The following is a 26,606-nucleotide window of genomic DNA, read 5'->3' on the forward strand; positions in this document are numbered from 1 at the left end:
AAAGAATTTAATTTAATGTAAGTGAAACAATTTCATAAGTATTATTGTCAGGTTGAAGACATCATCCTTAGCAGACCTGCACTGAGAGAAGTAGAAGTGTCGAAGGGTATTCCTGCGGCTTATGAACAAAACCTTCATTCTGAAAATGGACGACATGCTGAACTCGTTTCAGCATCTCGTGATACTAACGTCATTGCGATCGCAGTGAAGCAATCAGCCTCAAATGAGGCACCCACCACCACCTCACTGCCTCATCTAGATACGCAACCCCACATTAACATTTGACACAGGCAAAGATATCAGAATAAAAAAATTAACAAATACTTCTAAATTACACTAATTAGATTAGTAGCATAAAATTAAATTGGAAGAAGGGATTCAGAAAATGTATAAGTGGTGCTCAAGTAAAACTAGATTTTAAGATTATTTAAATTAATTATCTTTTTAACTTAAAGGATTCAAATAGATTATTTATGAGTTTAAAAAAAGATTTGTTAAGAGTTTCAGGCTCAAATTTGATTGTCATGCTATCAAGTATTATTAATGGACTTGTTTTGCCTTATGTATTATCAATTGACGCTTTTTCTGATCTTAAGACATATACACTTTATGCAAGCTTTATAGGATTTATGCATTTTGGTTTTGTTGATGGATTGAATATTAAATATGGAGGGAGCACATTTAAAGATGTTGATAAAAAAGAGTTTGATGGTTTTCATAGTTTTTTTATAACATTTCAACTATTAGTATTACTTTTTGTAATGTTAATAGGTCTTTTTTTAAATAATACTATTATTTTATTGGTTGGATTGGCTTTATTACCAATAAATTTACAATCATTTTTTCTGTATTTTTACCAAGCAATAGGTGAGTTTAAAGATTATACCAGAGCAGTAATTATTGTTCCTATTGTAAATATATTACTTACATTATTATTTGTATTCATAGGTGTTGTTGATTATAAATTTTATATTTTTTCAACAATATTTAGCTATTTAATCTCTATTATTTTTTTAGAACTAAGGTATAGAACATTTTTAAATAATCGATTTAAATTGTCACTAGGGCTATCTAATATATTTGATGATTTTAAAATTTATAAACCAATATTTATTTCAGGGTTTTTTATTATGCTTGGAAATGTATTATTTACTTTATTTTTTGATACAGGACGTTGGATGGCAAAGTTTTTATCAAACAATGAGGGTTTTGCAAAATACTCGTTAGGAATTTCATTAATTGGTTTTGTCGTAATATTTATTAGTGCAATAAACAAAACCTTTTATCCATATTTATATCGTAATAATAGTTCAAAACTTATCCTTAAATATAAAAATACCTTATACTTAATTGGAAGTTTTTCTTTATTGAGTTTTTTTGTTCTAAAACTAATTATAACTTTTTTTTTACCGAAATATATTGACTCTTTGCCACTTACAGCCATATTGATGACTTCAATTCCTGGGATGATGATTATAAAATCAATTTATGTAAATTTATATAAAATCCAAAAAAAAGAACGATTTTTTTTGTTTGATACTATGCTGTATTTAATTGTTGCAATAGTATTGAGTTTTAGCTTTTATTTTTATTTTAAAACATTAACAAGCATTGCAATTGCTGCGGTTATAGCAATTTATATTTGGGCTATTTTCCCAATAAATTGTATAGCCCTAATAGGTAAAGGTGTTGTAAAAGATTTAGGTTATATAATATTAGTTACAAATGCTTTTTGGTTTGTTTATTCTATGAATTTTAATCTTATCAGTAGTCTTGGTATTTTATTTGTTATCCTGCTATTTTTGAATCTTCTTTTTTTTAAAAATTTGGTAATTGACATTATTCATTTTAGGATATGATTTATTTTTTAATATTAATACTATTAATATTTTTCGCTTTTATCTATGATTTTGGGAATGCAAAATCAGGAAAAAAAATAGCGTATTATGGTATATTACTTGTTTTAATTTGTTTGTCTAGCTTTAGATACAGAGTTGGTGGGGATACTTTAATGTATATGCTTAAATATCAAAATATGCCGAATTTTAATGAATTTGGAAATTATGAAATAGGTTTAAGTAAACTGCAACCACTTTGGGTTCTTCTTGTGGCAATAGCCAAATCTATTACTCCAGAATTTTACATGTTACAAATTTTACATGCAATTATTGTAAATTCATTAATTTTTAGTTTTATAAAATCAAATACAAAATATGTTTTTACCGCAATATTGTTATATTATATTGGCTACTATGGTTATTTTAATTTTGAAATACTAAGAGAATCAATAGCAATTGGTATATTTTTATATTCAATTAAATATTTACAAAACAAAAAATGGTTTTTATATTTTACGCTCTCATTTGTTGCGTTTTTATTTCATTTTTCTGCTATAATTTTATTTATTTTCCCCTTTATTATTAATTTAAAATTTAGTTTTTGGCGAGCGCTTTTGATCTTTGTATTGGGTATTTTATTTAGCAGTTATTTCTCCAGATTTGTTGACTCTGTAAACTTAGTAGGTGGTTTAATTACAAGTATGAAAGAATATGTTGAATACGTCCCAACCATATGGGGGATAATTTCAATTTTAGTATTATATTTGTTGTATCCCACTGTTATTTATAAATTAAGTAAATCTTTTTTAAAAATAAATTCTAATTTTTATAGTTTCCTTAGTGTTTATATCATCATTGGTGCAGCAGCTACATTTTTTTTTATCTTCTTTAGGTTTTTAAATTACCTAACTCCAATTATCTTTATTTTTTTAACAGAAATATTACATGGTTTTTTTAGAAGAAAGGATATTAGATCTATCAGAATGGCATTTGTAATTATTATTTTTCTTATTTTTTCAATAATTCATATGAATCGTTATTTTACTGATACTTCAAAATATGTTGCTTCCTCAAGGTGGTATAGCTATTGGTATCCATATTATTCAATCTTTGATAAAAAGAAAGACGAAACAAGAGAGAATTTGATAAGAGCACAAAATAATTTAAATTAAAAAGAAATTTTATGAAATTAAACATAGCCTATTCTTGTGATGAAGCTTATATATCACATACAGGTATTTCTATAGTATCTTTATTAGAAAACAATAAAGAATTTGAAGAAATTGATTTTTATTTTGTAGCAAAAGATGTTTCACAAAAATCGTTAGATCTGCTAAAAAAATTAGTTAATTCATACGGTCGTAATTTAATAGTTGTTTCGTTTTACGATATTTGTGGTGATTTAAAAATAAAGGCGCTTGGTAGACATATTGAAACAGTTTATGCAAAATTGTTTTTTGCTAGGATTAAAGAAATTGATAAAGTACTATACATAGATAGTGACACTATAATTAATGATTCATTAAAAGAATTTTGGGAGACGGATTTAACAAATGACTTAATTGGGGGAGTAGAAACATACACAGTAGATGCAAAAAAGTTACTTAATCTAAGTAAATCTGATAAATTTATAAATGATGGAGTTGCACTAATAAATTTAAAAGAATTTAGGAAACAAAATATTGAAACAAAATTTATTGAGTGTATAGCAGAATATAATGGGAATCCACCTGTTTTAAGTGAAGGAGTTATCAATAAAGTTTGTAAAGGTAAAATAAAAGTACTTCACCCTAAATTTAATTTAATGAGCGGATTGATTACCTATAAAAAAAACCGATTTTTAAACATTACTAATTATTACAGTAAAACAGTAATTAAGGAAGCAATTGATAAACCTGTAATAATACATTACTTATCGGCTTTTTATAATAGGCCTTGGGATAAAAATTGTACACATCCAATGAAAGAAAAATATTTATATTATAAATCTATATCGTATTGGAAGGATGAACCCTTACAAAGTAAAAAAATGATTTTTAGGTTAAGAGTAATAAAATTTCTTTATGATTATTTTCCAAATATTATTTTGGATTTTATAAGATTTATTATTAAGAAAAAAAGAATATTTAAATACTAAAAAATATGTTTAAAAACAAAACATTATTAATAACAGGTGGAACTGGGTCTTTTGGAAACGCCGTATTAAATCGCTTTTTACATACTGACCATTTTAAAGAAATACGTATTTTTTCACGCGATGAGAAAAAACAGGATGATATGCGTAACCAATTGAAAAACGATAAATTAAAGTTTTATATTGGTGATGTACGTGATTATAATTCGGTTGAAAAAGCAATGCGAGGTGTAGATTATGTATTCCATGCGGCAGCGTTAAAACAAGTGCCTTCCTGTGAGTTTTTCCCTATTGAAGCAACCAAAACCAATGTGTTTGGTACGCAAAATGTAATTGATGCAGCAGAAGTAAATAAGGTGAACAAAGTAATTTGTTTAAGTACCGATAAAGCTGCATACCCAATAAATGCTATGGGAATTTCAAAAGCATTGATGGAGAAAGTTGCCATTGCAGCTTCACGAAATTTAAAAGATACAACGGTTTGTTTAACACGATATGGCAATGTAATGGCATCTCGAGGTTCTGTAATACCATTATTTTTAAAACAAATTAAAGAAGGACTTCCTTTGACTGTTACAGATCCTAATATGACACGTTTTTTAATGTCCTTGGAAGAAGCTGTTGAATTAGTACTGTTTGCATTTGAACATGGAAATTCAGGAGATTTATTTGTTAATAAAGCACCTGCTAGTACTATAGGTGATTTGGCTCAGGCAATTAAAGAATTATGTAATGCAAACAATGAAATTAAGATCATTGGAACGCGTCATGGCGAAAAATTATTTGAAACTTTATGTACCAGAGAAGAGATGATAAAAGCAGAAGATATGGGTGAATTTTATAGAGTGCCTGCAGATAATAGAAATTTAAATTATGCAAGCTATTTTTCTGAAGGAGAGCAGGATATTTCTACTATTGAAGATTATCATTCTCATAATACCGAGCAGCAAAATGTTGAGGGAGTAAAAAAAATGTTATTAAAACTACCAATAATACAACAGGCAATATCCAAATAAAATCTAAAATAATTATCTAAAAAAATATGGAAGAGCCACTTGTTATAAAAGGAGCTAGTTATTCGGATGATAGAGGTAAATTGCTATACAATAATCTATTTGATGTATCCGCTATTAAACGGATTTATGTTATTGAAAATGCAAATACAGATGTAATTAGAGCTTGGCAAGGACATAAAATTGAGCAACGTTGGTTTTCAGTTGTTTCAGGAAGTTTTAAAATTAAGTTAATTGCAATTGATAATTGGGAAAAACCTTCAAAAAACTTAGCCCAACATACATTTATTTTAAATGCAAATCAGCTAGATGTACTACACATCCCAGCGGGTTATGTTAGTAGTATACAAGCAATGGAAATTGGTTCAAAATTAAATGTAATGGCTAATTATTTGTTAGGTGAAATTAAAGATGAGTATAGGTATGATGCAAATTACTTTAATGAATAAAAAAATAATGAAAAAAATAGGAATTACAGGACAGCAAGGTTTTATAGGAACTCATTTGTATAATACAATAGGTTTGTTTTCAGAAGAATTTGAGCGTATTGAGTTTGAAAGAAATTATTTTGAGAATTCTGAAAAGTTAGATGCTTTTGTTTCTCAATGTGATGTAATTGTTCATCTAGCGGCAATGAACCGTCATAACAACCCTGAAGTTATTTATAGCACAAATATAAATTTAGTTAAAAAGTTAATTGCATCATTAGAAAGAACAAATTCTAAAGCACATATTTTAATAGCCTCCTCTACTCAAGAGGAAAAAGATAATTTATATGGAAAATCAAAAAAAGAGGGAAGAGAGTTATTAATACAATGGGCATCCAAAACAGGAGCTATATTTTCAGGGTTAATTATACCAAATGTATTTGGTCCTTTTGGAAAACCTTACTACAATTCAGTTGTTGCTACTTTTTCACATCAGATAGCAAATAATGAAGAGCCAAAAATTAATGTGGATGGAGAGATGAAGTTGATTTATGTAGGGGAATTAGCAACAGAAATCATTAATAAAATTAGAAAAAATAAGAGTGAGTTTCAATATGTAGTACCTCACACTTCAAAAGCCAAAGTTTCAGAGGTTTTACATTTGCTAAAAAAATATAAGGCAGAATACCAAGATAAAGGAGAAATACCAATAATAAATAATACATTTGAATTGAATTTATTCAATACCTTTAGGTGCTATATGGATATTGCAAATTATTTTCCAGTAAAATTTACACAACATACCGATTCTAGAGGTTCATTTGTTGAAATTATTAGATTAGGAATTGGCGGTCAAGTATCCTTTTCAACAACAGTTCCAGAAATAACAAGAGGAAACCATTTTCATACCCGTAAAGTTGAACGCTTTGCAGTTATTAAAGGGAAAGCGTTAATCCAGTTAAGAAGAATTGGTACAGATGAAGTATTAGATTTTTATTTAGATGGAGAGGAACCTGCATATGTGGATATGCCAATTTGGTATACGCATAATATAAAAAATATTGGAGATGAAATATTGTATACCAATTTTTGGATAAATGAAGCCTATAATCCAAATGATGCAGATACTTATTTTGAAGAAGTTTAAAAAAATAATGAAATGAAAAAATTAAAAGTATTAACCGTAGTTGGAACACGTCCAGAAATTATCAGACTTTCAAGAGTTATCTTAAAATTAGATGAAACTGAAAGTATTGAACATATTTTAGTGCATACCGGTCAAAATTATGACTATGAATTAAATGAAGTATTCTTTAAAGATTTAGGGCTTAGAAAACCGGATTATTTTTTGAATGCAGCAGGAGGTAATGCAACAACAACTGCAGGTCAAATATTAATAAATATAGATCCTGTTTTGGAGTCGGTAAATCCTGATGCTTTTTTAGTATTAGGCGATACAAATTCTTGTTTGTGTGCCATAGCAGCTAAAAAAAGAAAAATACCTATTTTCCATATGGAAGCAGGAAACAGATGCTTTGATCAAAGAGTTCCAGAGGAAACAAATAGAAAGATAGTAGATCATATTTCCGATATTAATTTAACGTATAGTGATATTGCAAGAGAATATTTATTGCGTGAAGGGTTGCCAGCAGATAGGATAATAAAAACTGGCTCACCAATTTATGAAGTTGTAAATGCTTACAGTTCTCAAATAAATAGTTCGAATGTTTTATCTAGATTGAAATTAAAAAAAGAGAACTATTTTGTGGTTTCTGCACATCGTGAAGAAAATATTAATTCCGGTAATTTTATAAAATTAGTAGAAATACTTAATGCTATTGCAGAGACTTATAAACTGCCTATTATTGTATCCACACATCCACGTACAAAAAATAAAATTGAAGAAAAAGGAATTATATTTAATAGCTTGGTTAAGCTTATGAAACCATTAGGGTTTCATGATTACAATCAATTACAAAAAAATGCAAAAGTTGTACTTTCGGATAGTGGAACAATTTCGGAAGAATCTTCTATAATGAATTTTCCAGCTTTAAACATTAGAGAAGCCCACGAACGACCAGAAGCTATGGAAGAGGCTTCGGTAATGATGGTAGGTTTAAATACTGAACGTATTATGCAGGCATTAAAAATTATTGACACTCAAAAAAGGGGAGAAAGCAGAACTCTACGTCCTGTTTATGATTATTCTATGCCTAATGTGTCAGATAAAGTGGTGAGAATAATAGTATCCTATACAGATTATATAAACAGAGTTGTTTGGAGTAAAATAGTTTAATTTTTGATGAAACATAAAAATGTATTATATATTGGAGGGTTTGAATTGCCCGATAAAAATGCTGCAGCACATAGAGTATTATCTAATGGTAAAATATTAAATGAATTAGGATGCAAAATGTTTTACATGGGTATTTCTCACAATGAAGAATGTGATAGGAATATATTAAAAACAAAAGAGGTTAAAAATTATGGGATAGACTATAAAGTAAAGTATCCAAATAGTAAAATTGCATGGTTTAATTATTTATATAATATTTCAAGTATTGTAAGTTTAATAGAAGATAATGATATAGATTTAATTATTGCATATAATTACCCTGCTTTGTCATTATTTAAGTTATATAAATATTGTAGAAAGCAGAAAATAAAATTAATTTCTGACTGTACTGAGTGGTATGTTCCGCAAGGAAATATTTTTTTTAAAATTATAAAGGGCTTAGATACTTTTTTCAGAATGAGGGTTATTCATCCCAAATTAGATGGTTTAATTGTAATTAGTAAATATCTTAATAATTATTATTCAAATAAAAACAAAAATATTATACTCGTTCCACCACTTATAGATTTAAATGATTTAAAATGGAATCAAAAAATAAATTATAATAACCCAGTATGTAGTTTTATTTATGCAGGCTCACCAGATAGTAAAGCAAAAGACCATTTAGGAAAAATAATATCAGCATTTAAAGGTGTTAATAAAGAATTTAATTTTAGTATTCTTGGCATAACTCTTGAAGATTATAATAAAATATGGCAAGATTCGCCAATACCTTCTTCTTTAAATGAAAAGATTAAGTTTTATGGAAGAGTATCTAATATTGAGGTAATAAAAAATCTGAAAAAGGCCGATTTTTCAATTTTCATAAGGGAAGATAATTTAATAACTAAAGCAGGATTTCCAACTAAATTTGTAGAGTCAATAACTGCAGGAACACCTGTTTTGTCTAATAAATGTAGTAATATTGATGACTATTTGATAGAGGGTGAAAATGGATTTTTTTTAGACATATCAGATGTTTCCACTTTAACTAATTCTTTAAATTTTGTCTTAAATCAAAGTAGAGATTTAATTGATGAGATGAAATTAAATTGTAAAAAATATAGTAGGTTTAATTATTTAGAATACAAAGACGACTTTATGCGTTTGTTAAGTTTTCATAAATAAAAATATGTTTCATAAAAAAATATTTTCAATTACTGAATAGTTGAGAATATAATAAATATTTTAATGATTATTTAAAAAAATGAAAATAGCATTAGTAGAAAATTTTGGATCAGATTTTGTTGGAGCTCGGTTGCGATTTGCTGTTTTTTTAAAGGAAAAAGGCATTGAGGTTACTGCAATTATTCCACAAGATGGCCATCGTGAATTTGTTGAAAATAGAGGTATAGGTGTAATAGAAGTTGGAGCTAATATTCGTGGCAATGGAATAAAAAATAAATTTGAATATGCCAAACAGTTAAAACAGATTTTAAAAAAAGAATCTTTTGATATTGTTCATTTTTATAGGTTACAGCCAAATATTATAGGTACATTTATAGCAGGTATATATACGAAATCCAAGATTGTAAATCATGTTACAGGTTTAGGAGTTGCGTTTACTAACAAATCTTCAAAAAATAGATTGTTTCAATTTGTAATTAAGTTTTTATATAAATTTAACAATGTTTGTTTTAGGCCGTATACAATTTATCAAAATAAACATGACAGTTTTGATTTAGGAATACAAAAAAGAGCTATATGTATTGAGGGAAGTGCAGTGAATGAATCAAAATTTTATAAAGAGTTAGCCTTAAAAAAGCAGGATGAAATTTTAAGCTTGAAAAGTGAGCTCAAAATTCCTATACAAGGAGCTAAGGTATTTTTATTTGTTTCAAGATTATTAAAGGAAAAGGGTATTTTACAACTCATTGATGGTTTTATTAAGGCTCAAAATGAAACGGATGAACCAATTTATTTAGTTTTAGTTGGATGGAGTGATTCTGAAAACCCTTCTTCAGTTAAGCCAAAGGAACTTGAAGCCCTAATTAAAAATTATAATAATATACTATTTCTCGGAAAGCGTTCGGATGTTGATTTATTAGTTACTTTAAGTGATGTTTGCATTTTACCAACCTATTATAGAGAAGGTACACCAAGATTTTTATTAGAGGCAATGGCTTTGGGTAAAGCTATTATTACTACTGATATGCCAGGTTGTGATCATTTAATTGAAAATAATGAGAATGGGCAATTAATTGAACCAAAAAGTGTGGATGAAATTAAAAATTCTATTTTAAAAATTATTGATAGGGACCTTGTTAAATTAGGAATTAAAAGTAATGAATTGTACCATAATAAATTTTCGGAAAAAAGAGTCTATTCATCCATTTTAAATCTTTATGAATCAATTTTAAAATAGGAATGAAAATATTAATAACAGGTAATAATGGGTTTGTAGGCTCAAACTTGAGCTTATATCTTCAAGAAAAAGGTTTTCAACTAGTTGGAATTACCAGAACCCCAAAAACAACCAATGAAATCAACTATAATTCACTTTCAACAGAAATTTGGGATGAATCCGATGCAATTATTCATTTGGCGGGCAAAGCACACGATTTAAAAAATACATTAGACGAGCAAGAATATTTTGAAGTAAATACCGAGCTAACTAAAAAATTATTTCAACAATTTTTAAAAAGTACTTGTAAAGTATTTATTTATATGAGTTCTGTAAAAGCAGTAGCAGATAAAGTGGCAACTACTTTAACGGAAAATGTTGAGCCAACTCCTGCAACCCCCTATGGAAAATCTAAATTAGCAGCAGAACAGTATTTATTATCTCAAAAACTTCCAAAAGGAAAATTCTTATATATTTTAAGACCTTGTATGATTCATGGTCCGGGTAATAAAGGAAATTTGAATTTATTATATAAGTTAGTTTCAAAAGGAATACCTTATCCATTGGGGGCCTTTAAAAATAAACGTTCTTTTTTGTCTATAGAAAATTTAAATTTTCTAATTTTAGAATTATTAAAACAAAAACCATCTTCAGGTGTTTATAATGCAGCCGATGATGAGGCTATAGCAACAACTGATTTAATTAAATTAATGTCAGAGTCACTTGATAAAAAGCCAAGAATAGTTAGTGTTACTCCAAAATTTGTAAAAGTATTAGCTACTTTTGGAACTTTAGTTAAATTGCCTTTTACAAAAGAAAAATTGCAAAAGTTAACGGAGAACTATGTGGTAAGTAATCAAAAAATAAAAGATACCCTAAATATTCAATTACCAGTTAGTACTAAAAAAGGATTGATTAGAACAATTAAATCATTTAATAATAAATGAATTATCTTTTAATTACAATTTTACTGATAATTTGTGCCGTGATATATATAAGATTGGCACAAAAATTTAATATTGTGGATAACCCTAATTTTAGAAGTTCACATACCATACCAACTATTAGAGGTGGAGGTATTTTATTTTATATGGCTGTAGCATTATTTTTTATGCTATCTGATTTTAAATATCCATATTTTTTTATAGGTATTAGCAGTATAGCCTTAATAAGCTTTATAGACGATATTGAAACACTATCCGCCAAAGTTCGCCTACCATTTCAATTTTTTGCCATAGCATTGGTAGTCTACCAAACAGGGTTATTTGATAGTTCAATTCTGATAATTATTTCCTTATTAATCGTAGGTGTTGGATTTATTAATCTTTACAATTTTATGGATGGTATTAACGGTATAACAGGTTTGTATAGTTTGGTGGTTTTAAGCGGATTTTTACTGTTAAATTATAATAATCAGATTGTTGAAACAAATTTGTTGTATTACAGTATATTGTCTATAGGTGTTTTTGGATATTACAATTTCAGAAAAAAGGCGCGTATGTTTGCTGGAGATATTGGTAGTATTACATTAGCCATGTTGGTGTTGTTTTTAGGGTTGCTGTTTCTATTTAAATTAGAAGCGCCTGTAATTATTTTATTGATGTTGGTATATGGGTTAGATAGTGTTTTAACTATTGCGTATAGGATATATTTAAAAGAACATATTATGCAACCACACAGACATCATATTTATCAGAAGCTGGTAGATGTTAAAAAATGGTCACACTTACAGGTTTCAGGGATGTATGCAGGAATTCAACTAGTAGTAAATGTTTTGGTGTTAGTTACTTATAAATTACCTATTTCTGAACAAATGGGAATTGTTGTGGTTTGTATTGTGCTGGGTGTTTTAGGGTACGTTTGGTTGTTTAAGATGTTAAAGATTACAAAGGTGAAGATGCTGAACGAAAACTTAAAGTAATCCGAAATGTACGTCCTCCTAAGCGCAACTTCATCCTGAACTTGTTTCAGGATCTCACGAACAGGATTTCAAAACACACAGATGCTGAACTAAATTCAGCATGACGAAAACTTAAAGTAATCCGGAACATACGTCCTCCTATGCGCAACGTCATCCTGAACTTGTTTCAGGATCTCACGAACAGGAGCTCAAAACACACAGATGCTGAACTAAATTCAGCATGACGAAACTTAAAAATAATTGTATTGAAAGAAAGTTACATTTATATAACTAGTAATAAAAACCGAACTGTATTATATATAGGTGTTACTTCAGATTTAATCAAAAGAATTGAGGACCATAAGAATGGCAAAGGTTCAATATTTACAAAAAAATATAATGTAAATGAATTGTTGTATTTTGAAAAATTCAATGCTATAAATTTAGCAATCAGCAGAGAAAAACAACTAAAAAAGTGGCATAGTGACTGGAAATGGAATTTAATAAAAGAAAGTAATCCTAATTTATTGGATTTGTGGGAATTTTTGCAACCATAACTTAATTATTTACGGTTATTCTGAGCGCAATATCCTCCAGAACAAACGTCATCCTGAACATAACGTCATCCTGAACTTGTTTCAGGATCTCACAAAAAGGAGTTCAAAACATACAGATGCTGAACTAAATTCAGCATGACGAAATCTTAAAATAATCTGGAACATACGTCCTCCTAAGCGCAACATCATCCTGAACTCGTTTCAGGATCTCACGAACAGGATTTCAAAACACACAGATGCTGAACTAAATTCAGCATGACGAAACTTAAAGCAATCTGGAACATACGTTATCCTGAGCGCAACGTCATCCTGAACTTGTTTCAGGATCTCACGAACAGGATTTCAAAACATACAGATGCTGAACTAAATTCAGCATGACGAAATCTTAAAGTAATCTATAAAAAGATACTTAACAAATTATAAAAGATGCCTTTCTTTTTTTAAAAGAAAGGCATCTTTTATTCAAAACAAAACAACTTATAAAAAAAAAGAAGGCAACATTATTGCCTTCTTTTAACGTTACCTTATAACTAAAAATTAAGAAACTTGCTCGTATTTAACATTCGCAAGCAAATTCCTAAATTCTCGTGCAGGTCTAAATCGCACATTTAGACTCTTAATTTTAGAAACCGTAAATTCAGGAGCTGTATCAGCACCCTCTGCGGATAAAGTACTTCTAAAAGTCCCAAAATCACCCAGCTTAATAATTTTGCCATTTGCAATTTCATCAGGAATTATTTGTAACAAACCTTCTAAAACAGCCATGGCGTCCATGGTACTTACGGTACTTTCTCTGCTGATTCTTTTTGCAAAATCACGCAAGGTTAATTCTTCCTGTGCTTGTTTAACAGGAAAGAATTTTTTTGGAGCGGCCAAATCAATAGGATTAACACGTTCCATTAATGAATATTTAATCATAACTTTTTTTTATGTTGTATAACATTGAAAAAGGCTGTTATACCGACGCCTTATAAAAAATAAACACATTATGGTACATCTTTATTGAATAAATCTAACAAATCCTTTGTGCGTAGGCTTGTTTGAACTAGTTTTTGATATAAAAACCAGGATGTAGGTTCCTAAAATTAAGTCATAATTCCTCCTTTCTGCATTGATTTGAATGCAATTAATTTTTTTGTTAAAAATTTAGGTAGGATAAAAGAAGTGTTGTAAATTTGTATTGTAAAAAATAAACACAACGCTTCTTTTAGCGTAACCTTATTAAAAAGTCTTAAAGCGCCAACTTTAGGACTTTTTTATTTTTTCAAATTTAAAGATTTATATTCTCTTTTAAATTTAAATTAAGAAATAGTTATGCACATTTTGCGTCTATAAACTATTTCTTTTGTTAAGAAATAATTATAAATGATGGTACAAAAATATGGTAGAAAATCACCATTTCAGAAAAAGGCCTTTTTTAACAAAAAAATAAATAAAACAGCATAGTTCTCGATACCTTTTTGTTTCATTACCTTATACAAAAACTACTCGAACTGACGTGGAAGGTATATGGTGGGGCAGTTATGTTTTTACACTAGTCAGACTATGCCATTACGAAGGAGGTACGACTGAAGTAATCTGTCTCAAATTAATTGATTGCTTCATGTTTTTACCAAAACTTCGCAATGACGGATTATAGCAAGGAAAACAGAATAATATAAAATTAGAAAATCCTTCAACCCTTCGATAAAAACTCAGGACAGGCTCTGTTCAGAAGGACAAGGTTAGAAAGAAATTATATAGAAAAACACAAGTTCAAGTAACAGCGAGGCGTATTTTTACGACATGCAGTCTGTTTAAAAGAATCAGGTAGTGTCAATATAAATCTTATTAGTTTACTAAAATGTTTTTTAAACATTTTCTACATGTTCCACTATGAAATGACGAAACAACTATAAGATCAATTAGCTTGATTTTTCTATCTAAAAATAATAGAAAAAAAAGCTTGGCTAAGCTTAGCCAATTACAACTGTTTAAACTATAATAATTTAATTTTATTTGCAGTTTTAATCTTAAAAAAAAACGTAATTTGTAATTAAAATTAAAACCAAAACGGTAGTAGTACTTGAACGGAAAAAAAATATATAAATTTTCTGAAAATACCCTTTCATTATTTAGTATAAAGGCTATAGAATTAGGATTAACTATTTTTTTAATTCCTTATTTAATTTCTAAGGTGGGATTATTAAATTATGGAAGCTATGCATTTGCAATGGCATTGATTATTTTTTTGCAAAATGTTATGAATTATGGTTTTAATTTAGCCACAGTTAGAGAGGTTGCCAAAAACAAAAAGGATAAAAGGGTTATAAATGAAATATTTAGTACGGTATTTTCTGTAAAAATATTTTTATTAATAGTTATTTATGGTTTTTTATTAACACTTATTTTTTTAATTCCTGAATATTATTCTCAAAAAAAAATGTATTTTTTTGCTTCATTTCTATTAATTGGAGATTTATTTTCTTTGCGCTGGTTTTTTTTGGGAATGGAGCAAATGAAATTTAAAGCAATTATTAATTTTTTTTATACTCTTTTATATCTTTTATTTGTTTTAATATTAGTTCAAAATGAAACAGATTTTTATTGGATACCATTTGCAGAGGGAATGGCATTACTAATTGTATCCATGATTTCTTTTGTCATGGTAATCCATCGTTATCAAATCATTATCAAATTAATTTCTATTTCAGAGATAATTAACTATTTAAAATTAAATTTTAGTGCTTTTGTAAATTTATTATTACCTTCAACTTTTAGTATAGTTGCTGTTTTTTTGGTTGGAGTTTTTGGTATGCCAACTCAAGTGAGTTTTATGCAAGTTGGAGTAAAAGTTTCTAATGCGTTTTGTACATTGAATTCCATTTTAACATTGGCTTTTTATCCAATGGTTAATAGAAATAAAAGTATTATGTTTAATTCAAGAGTTGTATTATTAACTATAGGCGTAATATTGAGTTTAACCATGTATTTTACTAGCGATTATCTTATAACAAATTGGCTTAGAATTGAAACGTCAGAGAATATTAATCACCTAATTAAAATTGTTTATTTATTAAGCCCAATGCCAATTTTGGTTGCCATTATTTCAAGTTATGGTATAAATGGTTTACTGCCTTTTTTAAAAGATAAAATATTCAGTTATATAAATGTGTTTTCCATGTTGTTTATGATTTTATTAGCATGGATACTTATACCAGTTTTTAAATTTTATGGAGGAGCAATTGCATTTTTAGGAGCTAGATTTGTTCATGCGGGCTTATCCTATTTTTTATTTAAAAAAATGAAAAAAAGTGTTTAAAAAATTAAAGAATTATAATACAACTAAATTATCAAGACTATTATTTATAGTGTTGTCAGTTTTTAGCTTTTTTTTTATTTTTTTGAATACAGGTGTTAGGTATGATTTATGGATATTGACGGTGTTTTTTCTTATAGCATTTTTTTCATTGTATAGTATTTTTATGTCAATGGATACTAGAGGTTTTTCATTAAATAAGTCTTTTGGCCTTTTCTTTTATTTTTTCTTTTCTTTAGCACCCGTTTTTCAATTTAAAAATAAACTTTCTTTTTTTATAACAGATTATTTACCAAGTGAAGTGTATTTAAAATCTGGTATAATTTTGCTAAGTATTTTACTCTTTTATATATTGTTATATCATATTGGGTTTAATTATTTACGTAGAAATAAATTTATGAGTTTAAAAGGTAAATTTAAACAAGGCAAAAAAAATGAAGATAATTTAGTTGCGATGTACGTCTTAGTTATAATTTCATTTATTAGCTTTATGTACCTAATAAAATGGGATTGGACATTACTATTATATCGCCCCTTTCTGTATAGATTAAAATACAATACAAACCTAGGATTTGTAGGCTACGCCATATCGTTAATTTTAAGGTTAATTCCTTTTATAGTTTTGTTGTATTATAAAATTCAAAATAAAACTAATAATAAGCATACTTATTTTTTTCTAATAATGTTGTTATTGGTAAATTTTCCTACCTCATTGTCCAGAGGTGTTTTAGCCATTATATATATTCCAGTTTTAATTTTGTTTATACCTAAATTAAGACAAGGAGTAAATTATGTGCTATTATTTATGGGAGGTTTATTGATCATATTTCCATTGTTTAATAATTTTAGATACTTGAAAGAAGGAATGGTTAATTTAAATTTTGAATTATTTAATACCGCACATTTTGATGCCTTTCAGAATTTTGCTTTGTTAATAGATAAAAATATTATTACAAATGGAAATCAGTTTTTGGGGAGCATATTGTTTTTTATTCAAAAATCTCAATGGGGAAGTAAACCAAATGGAACAGGGCATTTACTAGCAGAAACCATAGATTATTCTTATTTAAATGTTTCTATGCCTTATTTTGGAGAGGGATATGCAAATTGGGGTTATTTAGGAATCATTTTATTCTTAATATTTATTGCATTTTTCAATGCCTTTTTTGATGTAATTAGTAAGGAAATGAACTTAAAAATTTGGCTATATGGTTTATATCTTATTTTATTAGGCTTTGAATTTTATTTAATGAGAGGTGATTTGTATAGTTCAATAAAAATATTTTCCAGTTTTTTAATAGCAATGTTAATGGTATGGTTGCTACTTTTAATCCATTCAAAAATAATTAAGAAATTACTTTCTAAAGTATAAAATTATGAACAAGACCTTATTAATAGTAGTTAATGTGGATTGGTTATTTTTAGCACATCGATTAGAAATAGCAAAGGAAGCTCTAGGTCAAGGCTTTAAAGTTACAGTTGTTGCTAGAGATACAGGAAGAAAAGCAGAAATTGAAAACGCAGGTTTTCAATTTATCAATCTAAATATTTCTAGATTAGGAGTGAATCCGTTTTTTGAGTTTAAAACAGTTTATGAATTATTTAAAATATATAAAACATTACAACCAGCTATAGTATATCAGGTAACCCTGAAGCCAGTTATATATGGAACATTTATAGCTAGGTTTTTAAAAATTAAATCGGTGAATGCCATTAGTGGTTTAGGCTATAATTTTACAGATAAAAGACGTAGTTATGTCCAACAAATTATGCTTTTTTTTATGAGAATTGGGTTTAATAAAAAGTATAACTTTTTAGTTTTTGAAAATGAAGATGATTATAAAGAGTTAGATGCATTAAAAATTATTAACAATAAAAATAATTATAGGATTATAAAAGGAGTTGGAGTTAATTTAGTAGATTTTAAGCATGAGGACTTTGTTAAAAAAGAAAAACTAATTATTTTATTTCCGGCTAGAATGTTGTGGGATAAGGGTGTTAGGGAATTTGTTGAAGCAGCTAAAATTTTACAAGAAAAATATTTTGATAAAATATACTTTAAATTGTGTGGAATGATTGATAAAGGGAATATAGCATGTGTATCAGAAAATTATTTGAAACAAATTGAAATTGAGAATTATTTGAAGTGGTATGGACACCAAAAAGATATTAAATACTTTTATAAAAATGCAGATATTGTTGTTTTACCATCTTATAGAGAAGGATTACCAACTTCCCTTATTGAAGCTTGTGCTATTGGAAGACCTATTATTACCACTAATGCCATTGGGTGTAAAGAGTGTGTAGATGAAGGATTAAATGGATACAAAGTACCTGTAAAATCAACAATAAAATTAGCAAAAGCCATAGAAAAATTAATTGTGAGCTCTAAGCTTAGAAAAGCTATGGGAATTAGATCTAGACAAAAAGCAGAAGCTGAATTTGATAAGAAGGCTGTAATTAAAGAACATCTAAAAATTTTTAATGAGATGATTTAAAATAGGGAAGGCAATTAAGTATTTATTGATATCTTTTCATTTCATAACTCAAAAGCTATTTAAATGAGGTAAAGGTTTATGGCAGAGAAAATATTTACATTAGTATTCGAAAGGCTTAGACGGACTCATCGTCACTTCGAGTAATTTTTCAGTAAAAAATAGTATCGAGAAGTATTTTGTTTATTTTTATATTAAAAATGGTTGTAATTTTAGCCCAATAATAAGCTAAAAAATGAATAAAAAAATATGGCTTTCATCACCTCATATGAGTGGGAATGAGCAAAAGTATGTACAAGAAGCTTTTGATACTAATTGGATTGCTCCGTTAGGGCCAAATGTAAATGAATTTGAAAATGCTATTCAAAACTATATAGGTCAAAATAAATCTGTTGTGGCTTTAAGTTCAGGTACAGCAGCTTTACATATGGCACTTATTTTAGCTGGAGTTGAATTTGGAGATGAGGTTTTATGTCAAAGTTTTACATTTTCTGCTTCGGCAAACCCAATAATATATCAGGGAGCCAAACCAATTTTTATAGATAGTGAACCCGACACTTGGAATATGTGCCCGTTGGCATTAGAAGAAGCTGTTAAAATAAGTTTAAAGAAGGGCAAAAAGCCCAAAGCTATTATTATAACCCATACCCATGGTATGCCTGCTAAAATAATGGAGCTGTTGGCTATAGCAATTAAGTATAAAATTATTTTAATAGAAGATGCCGCAAGTGCACTGGGTTCGTCCTATAAAGGCCAAATGTGTGGCACTTTTGGAGATTTTGGAATTTTATCCTTTAATGGAAATAAAATTATAACGACTTCAGGTGGAGGTGCTTTAATTTGTAAAGACGAAAAAACAAAGCAAGAAGCCATTTTTTTAGCAACACAAGCAAGGGATAATGCACCACATTATGAACATAGTAAAATTGGTTATAATTTTAGAATGAGTAATATTCTTGCAGGGATTGGTAGAGGGCAAATGGAAGTGTTAGACAAGCGAATAGATCAACGAAGAGCTATGCACCAATTTTATAAAGAAATATTTAAAAACAGAAGTGATATTTTTATGTTAGAAGAGCCTTCTTCAAATTTCTATTCAAATTTTTGGTTAACCACTATTTTATTAAAATCTTTTGAGCAAAGAGAAAAACTTCGATTATATTTAGAAAAACAGCATATAGAATCTAGACCTTTATGGAAACCAATGCATTTACAACCCGTTTTTAAAAAATACCAATATTTTGGAACAGAACTTTCTGAAGAATTATTTAAAAAAGGTTTATGCTTACCTTCTGGATCAAATTTAAGGAATAATGATAAGATAAGAATTTCTAAAGCCATTCATAATTTTTTAGAAACTAACTAGAAATAAATCAATGTATAAGCTAGATAGTAATAAATAGCTGTTTGGAATTCTTTACTAAAAAATAAGTTGAGCTAATAGTTGTTTCTAAAATTTTATTTATTGCTAAAATTCTAGATTTGAAGATTTAGGTATAAATGTTTATATTTGCAATCTCTTCCCTAGTTATGAAAAAAGAAATAAAAAATGAAAAAGTTGTGTTTTACAATAGTTGTACATAGAAGTACACTAAAGTTGTTTAAATGGAGTTCTAATATTAATAAAATAGTTTAGTATGAAAAGAAGAATGCTAAAAAGGTTTGTTAAATATAGTACGCCTAGGTGGATTGTATTACTTATTGATGTTTATATTGTTGGAAATACTTTTCTTTTAGCCTATTTAATACGGTTTAATTTCAATTTCAACTTTAATGTATCAAAACTAATTTTTCAGGAACCTTTAGTTATAATAGCAGCTTTAATTAGCTTTTATGTTGTAGGTTCTTATAAGGGAATTATTAGACACACAGGCTTACGTGATGCTATAAAAGTGACTTCAGCAAGTTTTTTGATGTTGGTATTTTTAGTTGTTTTTGTTTTAATAAATAGAGTAACTGGAGTTTTTAATAATTTTACAATTCCACTGTCCATTTTAATTATCCATTTTCTTCTAAACACAATAGTGCTAATTGCCAGCAGATTTCTATTTAAAGAAATTTATAATTTAATCTTCTCTAATTTAAAAAACGAAACAAGAGTTTTAATTTATGGAGCAGGAGAATCTGGTATAATTACACATAATGTTTTAAAACAAGATAAAACATCTAAAATTAAGGTAGTAGGATTTGTTGATAACAACAAAAATAAAATAGGAAAAGAAATTAATGGTTTAAAGGTTTATAGGTCTAATACTATTGATGAAGATTTTATAATTAAAAAAAATATTAGTGAAATAATTATTTCCATTCAATATATTAGGTCAACACAATTAATGAAAATTGTCCAAAATATATCTGAGCTACCAGTTAAAGTTAAAATTGTACCACCAGTAAAAGATTGGATTAATAATAGTTTAAAAGCAAATCAAATAAAAAAAATAAAAATTGAAGATTTGTTAGGTAGAGCACCTATAGATTTGAAAAATCCTAAATTAGAAAAGGAATTTGAAAATAAAATTGTTTTAGTTACAGGAGCTGCAGGTTCAATTGGTAGTGAAATAGCGCGTCAAATTGAATATTTTAAGTATAAACAACTAATTTTAGTAGATCAGGCAGAATCAGACCTTTATAATTTACAACAATATTTTTGGAATAAAGGCGTAAAAAATTTCACAGCCATTGTTGGTGATATTAGAAATGAGGAAAGAATGCGGTCTTTATTTGAAGAATTTCATCCAAATCTGGTGTTGCATGCAGCTGCATATAAGCATGTTCCATTTATGGAACAATACCCAAATGAAGCAATTGGAGTAAATGTAAAAGGAACTAAAATTATTGCAGATTTATGTATTGAATTTAAATCTGAGAAATTTGTAATGATTTCAACGGATAAAGCTGTAAACCCTACTAATGTTATGGGGGCAACCAAGCGTATTGCAGAAATGTACATTAATAGTTTAAATAAACTGCAAGAAACTAAATTTATTACCACCCGCTTTGGAAATGTTTTAGGTTCTAATGGTTCGGTTATTCCACTATTTCAATCACAAATTGAAAACGGGGGACCACTTACTTTGACAGATAAAAGAATTACCAGATACTTTATGACAATCCCTGAGGCATGTAAATTAGTTTTAGAAGCAAGCACTATGGGAAATGGAGGTGAAATCTTTGTGTTTGATATGGGAGAATCCATAAAAATTATGGATTTAGCTATAAATATGATTCATTTATCTGGATTAAAATACCCAGAGGATATAGATATTAAAATTGTAGGATTAAGACCTGGAGAAAAAATTAAAGAAGAGCTTTTAGCGAATGATGAAAATACAATTCCTACACACCACAAGAAAATTATGATAGCAAAAACAAGAAATATAAATGCTAAATTAATTAAAAAGAAAATAGAGGATTTGTGTGCTATTAATACAGATTTAGATGCTAAAAAATCTGTTGCTGAAATGAAAAAAATTGTACCAGAATTTATTTCCAATCATTCTGTTTATGAAAAATTAGATGTTAATAATAACCCTAAAGTAATAGAGCTTAAAAGAGCCTAAAATGATATCGCTATAATATCTTTGATCTAATTGTTTAGAAAAATCCTGTTTTAGATAGTTTTATAAACCCTCCAAAATTTACAGGTCTATATGTTCCAGTATCAAATGAAGAGCTTACAGTAATGGTAAAAGGTAAATTTTTTAACTTGGGAAAAGTTACTGCTAGAAAACCAGAAAATTGCTTTGGCTGAGGATGGTATTCGTAATCAAACCATCCAACATAGGTTGCATGACTAAAAATAGCTTTATATTTTAGGTTATGTAAATTTCCATTCCAACCAAAATTAAAAGCAATAAACCTATTATCTCCTAAAATTATTCCGTTAGAAACACCTTCTTCATTTAAGGGAGTAGCTGTAAAATAAGGAGAACCAATAGTATTCCCATAATAGGTCCATCCAGAATTGTACACAAAGTTGTTAAAATAATTATCACGCCCTCTACCACCATTAGCGTCATCAGGGGCATTTGCTCCACTCATATGTTTGGTATAGGTAAACTCCAATAGAACCTGATTTATAAAACTTTTAGGTTTATTTAAATCAACAAATACACCATACAATCCATCGCGCCAATTTTGCATTTCTCTACCAGATCTATCTTCAAAAGGATGCGAATAATAAAAATTCCAGTTCGTTTTTAAACCTTTGTAATTTAATTGTAATAAATAGGCGCCAATTGTATTGCCTAATGCATTTATTTGATCTCCTTCACTAGCACTTGTTCCTCCTGAGCTTCCGGTAATAATTTTAATATAATCTTTTAATCCAGAGGGTTGCTTACCATAAATTGGAGAAGTCCCTCCCCATTGTACATAATGATCTAAACCAGTAATCACAGCTAACTTTGAGTTTAAACTAGATTTAAAATACAAACTTTTATGATGTAAATGTACGTGGTTAACAATGCGTTTATCATTCATTAAATATTCTGCATAATTAAATTTTATGCTAAGCCAGTTTTTAGCAAAAGGTAGTTTTATATAGGCATTGCTAGCAATGTTTATACCTGGTAAAGCTCTTGTATTGGTTGATTTTAAAATGTTTCCATTAGAACTGGAAAGACCTTCCCATTGTATGGCATCATTTTTATTTCCTAGGGTTATATGCCATTTCTTAAATTGTAAAGTACCATAAAGTTCATTAATCATGATTTTTTTGGAAGGAGATAAAAAGCCAGTAAAAGAGGCTTTATACTCAAAATTAAAAGAATTTTTTTTAGCGGGAATTTCACCGAAAAAGGACGTGTTTACCGAAGCGAAATCCGTATTAGGAACGGTTCCAAAAGTATTAGCAGTTAACCAAAAAGGCAAAGTGTTTTTAGTAGTAGCAGCGCCATTTAATGCGATAGAATAGTTAGTAGAGTTTTGACTAAAACCAATTTGGTATTGTACGATACTTAGAAAAATAATTAGGGATACTAAATGGCGTTGTTTCATTCCAATGAATTTTTTACAAATGTAATTAATTATTTAGGAAGTATTTTTATACCCTAAATAATATAGATGTTTGTTATTACAGGATGAGGCGCATAGGAGATGTTAAGCGATTCTTTTAAGCAGACAGGCTACTGCGTTGTGAAATACGTCTCGAAGTGGTGTGCATACTTAATACTACAAAATGAAAGATTACCTATTTGTATAACTAGTAATAACAGTTTAAGCAACATTTTTTTAAAAAAGAGTTGCATTTTTAAAATTATTGTATAGATTTGTTGCTCAAACAAGAATTATGAGAAACATTAACACTTGGAATAGCTTTTATTTTTACTTTTATTTTAACAATAAGAGATGAGGCTTTGTGTGTTAATTTTTAATAAATAATATAATAGTCTCGATTTAATCGAGATTTTTTTTTGACTAAATTTTAGGATATGAAAGTCGCAATTCAAGGTATAAAAGGATCATTTCACCATTTGGTAGCAAATCATTATTTCGGTAAAAATATTGAATTGGTAGAGTGTTTATCCTTTAGCAAATTGCCAGTTTTATTACAGACTAATAAAGCGGAAGTAGCGGTAATGGCAATTGAAAACTCCATTGCAGGAGCTATTTTACCTAATTACACACTAATTGACGAACATAACTTAACTATTTCCGGAGAATATTATTTATCTATACGCCATAATTTAATGGCTTTAGAAAATCAAAAAATAGAGGATATAAAAGAAGTATATTCTCATCCAATGGCATTATTACAATGTCACGAATTTTTTAAAAAATATCCAGAAATTAAATTAATTGAAGATACCGATACAGCTTCCGTAGCAAAACGAATTCAAAAACAAAAATTGAAAGGAGTTGGTGCAATTGCAAGTACAACAGCGGCAGATATTTATAAGTTGAAAATTTTAGCAGCAGATATCCAAACCATTACCAATAATGCCACTCGATTTTTTGTGCTAACAAAATCTGAAAATAAACATAGCGTATCCGCAAATAAAGCATCTATTAAATTTATAGCAAGTGACGAAACAGGAAGTTTAGCCGAAGTGTTAACCATTTTAGCAAAGCACCATTTAAATCTATCTAAAATACAGTCGCTTCCAGTAATGGAAACACCTTGGAAGTATGCTTTTTTTGCAGATTTTATTTTTAATAGTTATGCCGATTATTTTAATGCGCTAGAAGAAGTAAAACACAAAGTAGAAATGTTGCAAGTACTTGGAGAATATACAAAAAGTAAAAGATAATGATACCAAAAGCAGAACGATTACATAGTGTAGAAGAATATTACTTTTCAAAAAAGTTACGAGAAGTAGCCACTTTGGAAAAAGAAGGTAAACCTATTATTAATATGGCAATTGGTAGCCCAGATTTGCAACCTCCACAAAAAGTTATACAAGCTTTAGAGGCTACTTCTAAGCTAGAAAACGCACACAGTTATCAAAGCTATCAAGGTATTCCAGCTTTGCGTTTGGCAATGTGTGATTTTTATGATAAAAATTATAAGGTATCCTTAAACGAAAATGAAGTAATGCCTTTAATGGGCTCAAAAGAAGGAGTAATGATGATTTCTTTAGCCTTTTTAAACGTTGGAGATGAAGTTTTAATTCCTGATCCCGGTTATCCAACTTATACGTCTGTGACAAAATTAGTAGGTGCAAAACCTGTTTTTTATAACTTGAATGCTAAAAATAACTGGCTTCCTGATTTTGAAGAATTAGAAAACCAAAATTTAGAAAAAGTAAAAATAATGTGGGTAAATTATCCGCATATGCCAACTGGTACAAAAGGAACTGCCGATGCCTTTCAAAAAATAGTTTCTTTTGCTAAAAAGCATCAAATTTTAGTAGTAAATGATAATCCATATAGCTTTATTTTAAATGAGAATCCTTTAAGTATTTTAGCTACAGATGGCGCTAAAGAAGTAGCTTTAGAATTAAATTCGCTAAGTAAATCCTTTAATATGGCCGGATGGAGAGTTGGATTAGTTGTTGGAAGCGAAAAATATATAAAAGCTATTTTACAGGTAAAAAGTAATATGGATTCTGGTATGTTTTTGGGGATTCAAAAAGGAGCAATAGCCGCTTTAAAAACTTCAAATGAATGGTTAGCTAACCTAAATGCGATATATGAAAAAAGAAGAAAAATTGTTTGGGAAATTATGGAGGTACTAAACTGTACCTATTCAAAAAATAGCAGTGGATTATTTGTGTGGGGTAAATTACCAAATGGTATCAATGAAATTGACCTTACAGACAAATTATTAAGTAATAATAATATTTTTATTGCTCCAGGGAGTATTTTTGGAACTAACGGGAAAGGGTATATTAGAGCATCATTATGTGTGCCGGTGGTTAAATTAAAGGAAGCTTTACAACGTTTAATAACAGTATAATATGAAAAAATTAGTAGTTATAGGGTTAGGTTTAATAGGCGGTTCATTAGCACTAGATTTAAAGAAGCGATTAAATTATACGGTTTTCGGTTTGGATGCAGAAGAAGCACATCTTAAAAAGGCATTGGAATTAGGAATTATAGATAAAATAGCAGAAAATAAAGATATTAAAGAAGCAGAAGTTGTAATTGTTGCAACTCCTGTAAATAGTATTGCTTCAGTTTTACAAAATGTATTGGATAACTTACCTAAAGAGGCTTTGGTTTTTGATGTTGGATCGGTTAAAAATGAAATTTGTGAAGCGATAGCAAATCATCCAAACAGGAAAAATTATGTAGCAGCTCATCCATTAGCGGGGACAGAGTTTTCGGGTCCGGAAGCTGCTATTTATAAGTTGTTTGATGAAAAAGTTAATATTATTTGTGAAACGGAAAAAAGCGATTGGAGAATATTAGACAAAGCAATTAGTATATTTAAAGCATTAAATATGCGAATTAAAATGATGAATCCTGTAGAACACGATAGGCACATAGCTTATGTTTCGCATTTGTCCCACGTAAGCTCTTTTATGTTAGGAAAAACAGTACTGGAAATTGAAAAAAATGAACAACATATTTTTGATATGGCAAGTACAGGTTTTGCTTCAACTGTTCGTTTAGCAAAAAGTGCATCCTCTACTTGGACACCCATTTTTATGCAAAATAAAGTAAATGTAATTCGATCATTAGAAGAGTACATTAAAAATTTATCGGAATTCAAACAATTGTTAGAAAACGATGAAGAGCAACTATTAAATGAAACTATGGACAATACAAATTATATAAAAACCATTTTAAATGGTATTAAATAACAAAATAGAAAGTGA

General features: G+C 28.4%; 22 protein-coding genes. 20 read left to right on the forward strand and 2 right to left on the reverse strand.

The annotated features are described in order from the left end of the window. Window positions 1–473: 473 nt before the first annotated feature. The 12 genes from R3342_RS04465 (at window position 474) to R3342_RS04520 (ending at window position 12,549) form a co-directional block, all read left to right on the forward strand. Window positions 474–1,859 carry a hypothetical protein gene (locus R3342_RS04465; protein WP_318938476.1) on the forward strand — a complete coding sequence of 462 codons (1,386 nt, stop codon included), beginning with the start codon at window positions 474–476 and terminating at the stop codon, window positions 1,857–1,859. Further along, a complete protein-coding gene (locus tag R3342_RS04470) occupies window positions 1,856–3,010 on the forward strand; it encodes an EpsG family protein (protein ID WP_318938477.1) in 1,155 nt (384 codons plus the stop codon). The genes R3342_RS04465 and R3342_RS04470 overlap by 4 nt, the downstream gene beginning before the upstream one ends. Before the next feature lie 11 nt (window positions 3,011–3,021). Beyond that, window positions 3,022–3,975 (forward strand): glycosyltransferase family 8 protein, encoded by a 954-nt coding sequence (locus tag R3342_RS04475; protein ID WP_318938478.1) that lies wholly within the window; start codon window positions 3,022–3,024, stop codon window positions 3,973–3,975. A 5-nt stretch (window positions 3,976–3,980) separates the two neighbouring features. Continuing rightward, the gene (locus tag R3342_RS04480; protein WP_318938479.1) at window positions 3,981–4,988 is read left to right on the forward strand and encodes a polysaccharide biosynthesis protein; all 1,008 of its coding nucleotides are present in this window, start codon (window positions 3,981–3,983) and stop codon (window positions 4,986–4,988) included. Window positions 4,989–5,014: 26 nt separating this feature from the next. Next, window positions 5,015–5,434: a WxcM-like domain-containing protein gene (locus tag R3342_RS04485; protein ID WP_318938480.1), complete on the forward strand. Its 420-nt coding sequence runs from the start codon at window positions 5,015–5,017 to the stop codon at window positions 5,432–5,434. A 7-nt stretch (window positions 5,435–5,441) separates the two neighbouring features. Then, the gene (locus tag R3342_RS04490) at window positions 5,442–6,560 is read left to right on the forward strand and encodes an NAD-dependent epimerase/dehydratase family protein (protein ID WP_318938870.1); all 1,119 of its coding nucleotides are present in this window, start codon (window positions 5,442–5,444) and stop codon (window positions 6,558–6,560) included. 12 nt (window positions 6,561–6,572) lie between these two features. Continuing rightward, window positions 6,573–7,709, forward strand: a complete 1,137-nt coding sequence (gene wecB, locus R3342_RS04495; RefSeq protein ID WP_318938481.1) for a non-hydrolyzing UDP-N-acetylglucosamine 2-epimerase — start codon at window positions 6,573–6,575, stop codon at window positions 7,707–7,709. A gap of 6 nt (window positions 7,710–7,715) precedes the next feature. Beyond that, a complete protein-coding gene (locus R3342_RS04500) occupies window positions 7,716–8,876 on the forward strand; it encodes a glycosyltransferase (RefSeq protein ID WP_318938482.1) in 1,161 nt (386 codons plus the stop codon). Between the two features lie 79 nt (window positions 8,877–8,955). Beyond that, entirely contained in the window at window positions 8,956–10,113 is a 1,158-nt protein-coding gene (locus R3342_RS04505) for a glycosyltransferase (protein WP_318938483.1), read from the forward strand. A gap of 2 nt (window positions 10,114–10,115) precedes the next feature. Further along, window positions 10,116–11,039, forward strand: coding sequence for an NAD-dependent epimerase/dehydratase family protein (locus tag R3342_RS04510; protein ID WP_318938484.1), 924 nt, complete (start codon window positions 10,116–10,118; stop codon window positions 11,037–11,039). A 74-nt stretch (window positions 11,040–11,113) separates the two neighbouring features. Beyond that, window positions 11,114–12,013: a glycosyltransferase family 4 protein gene (locus tag R3342_RS04515; protein WP_318938485.1), complete on the forward strand. Its 900-nt coding sequence runs from the start codon at window positions 11,114–11,116 to the stop codon at window positions 12,011–12,013. A gap of 245 nt (window positions 12,014–12,258) precedes the next feature. Next, a complete protein-coding gene (locus R3342_RS04520; protein ID WP_318938486.1) occupies window positions 12,259–12,549 on the forward strand; it encodes a GIY-YIG nuclease family protein in 291 nt (96 codons plus the stop codon). Window positions 12,550–13,086: 537 nt separating this feature from the next. Here the strand turns inward: R3342_RS04520 and R3342_RS04525 are convergent. Further along, window positions 13,087–13,467, reverse strand: coding sequence for an HU family DNA-binding protein (locus tag R3342_RS04525; protein ID WP_318938487.1), 381 nt, complete (start codon window positions 13,465–13,467; stop codon window positions 13,087–13,089). A 1,147-nt stretch (window positions 13,468–14,614) separates the two neighbouring features. On the opposite strand from R3342_RS04525, the gene R3342_RS04530 reads away from it, so the two are divergent. The 5 genes from R3342_RS04530 (at window position 14,615) to R3342_RS04550 (ending at window position 21,902) form a co-directional block, all read left to right on the forward strand. Then, the gene (locus R3342_RS04530; protein WP_318938488.1) at window positions 14,615–15,850 is read left to right on the forward strand and encodes an oligosaccharide flippase family protein; all 1,236 of its coding nucleotides are present in this window, start codon (window positions 14,615–14,617) and stop codon (window positions 15,848–15,850) included. A 163-nt stretch (window positions 15,851–16,013) separates the two neighbouring features. Further along, entirely contained in the window at window positions 16,014–17,219 is a 1,206-nt protein-coding gene (locus R3342_RS04535; protein ID WP_318938489.1) for an O-antigen polymerase, read from the forward strand. A 4-nt stretch (window positions 17,220–17,223) separates the two neighbouring features. After that, window positions 17,224–18,345, forward strand: coding sequence for a glycosyltransferase family 4 protein (locus R3342_RS04540; RefSeq protein WP_318938490.1), 1,122 nt, complete (start codon window positions 17,224–17,226; stop codon window positions 18,343–18,345). A gap of 232 nt (window positions 18,346–18,577) precedes the next feature. Next, window positions 18,578–19,708 (forward strand): aminotransferase class I/II-fold pyridoxal phosphate-dependent enzyme, encoded by a 1,131-nt coding sequence (locus R3342_RS04545; RefSeq protein ID WP_318938491.1) that lies wholly within the window; start codon window positions 18,578–18,580, stop codon window positions 19,706–19,708. A 271-nt stretch (window positions 19,709–19,979) separates the two neighbouring features. Then, on the forward strand, window positions 19,980–21,902 hold the full coding sequence (locus R3342_RS04550; RefSeq protein ID WP_318938492.1) for a nucleoside-diphosphate sugar epimerase/dehydratase: 1,923 nt from the start codon (window positions 19,980–19,982) through the stop codon (window positions 21,900–21,902). Window positions 21,903–21,936: 34 nt separating this feature from the next. Here R3342_RS04550 and R3342_RS04555 read toward each other — a convergent pair whose 3' ends face one another. Further along, the gene (locus R3342_RS04555) at window positions 21,937–23,340 is read right to left on the reverse strand and encodes a capsule assembly Wzi family protein (RefSeq protein ID WP_318938493.1); all 1,404 of its coding nucleotides are present in this window, start codon (window positions 23,338–23,340) and stop codon (window positions 21,937–21,939) included. 434 nt (window positions 23,341–23,774) lie between these two features. Between R3342_RS04555 and R3342_RS04560 the strand changes: the two genes are divergently transcribed. From R3342_RS04560 to R3342_RS04570, 3 genes are read left to right on the forward strand one after another with little or no spacing between them, the layout of a single operon-like run. Continuing rightward, entirely contained in the window at window positions 23,775–24,593 is an 819-nt protein-coding gene (locus R3342_RS04560; RefSeq protein WP_318938494.1) for a prephenate dehydratase, read from the forward strand. After that, the gene (locus tag R3342_RS04565) at window positions 24,593–25,741 is read left to right on the forward strand and encodes a pyridoxal phosphate-dependent aminotransferase (protein WP_318938495.1); all 1,149 of its coding nucleotides are present in this window, start codon (window positions 24,593–24,595) and stop codon (window positions 25,739–25,741) included. Before R3342_RS04560 ends, R3342_RS04565 begins: the two co-directional genes overlap by 1 nt. A gap of 1 nt (window position 25,742) precedes the next feature. Further along, entirely contained in the window at window positions 25,743–26,591 is an 849-nt protein-coding gene (locus tag R3342_RS04570) for a prephenate dehydrogenase (protein ID WP_318938496.1), read from the forward strand. Window positions 26,592–26,606 lie beyond the last annotated feature (15 nt).

Origin of the sequence: Lutibacter sp. (assembly GCF_033723435.1) — a bacterium.
In the GTDB taxonomy this organism is placed as follows: Bacteria; Bacteroidota; Bacteroidia; order Flavobacteriales; family Flavobacteriaceae; genus Lutibacter.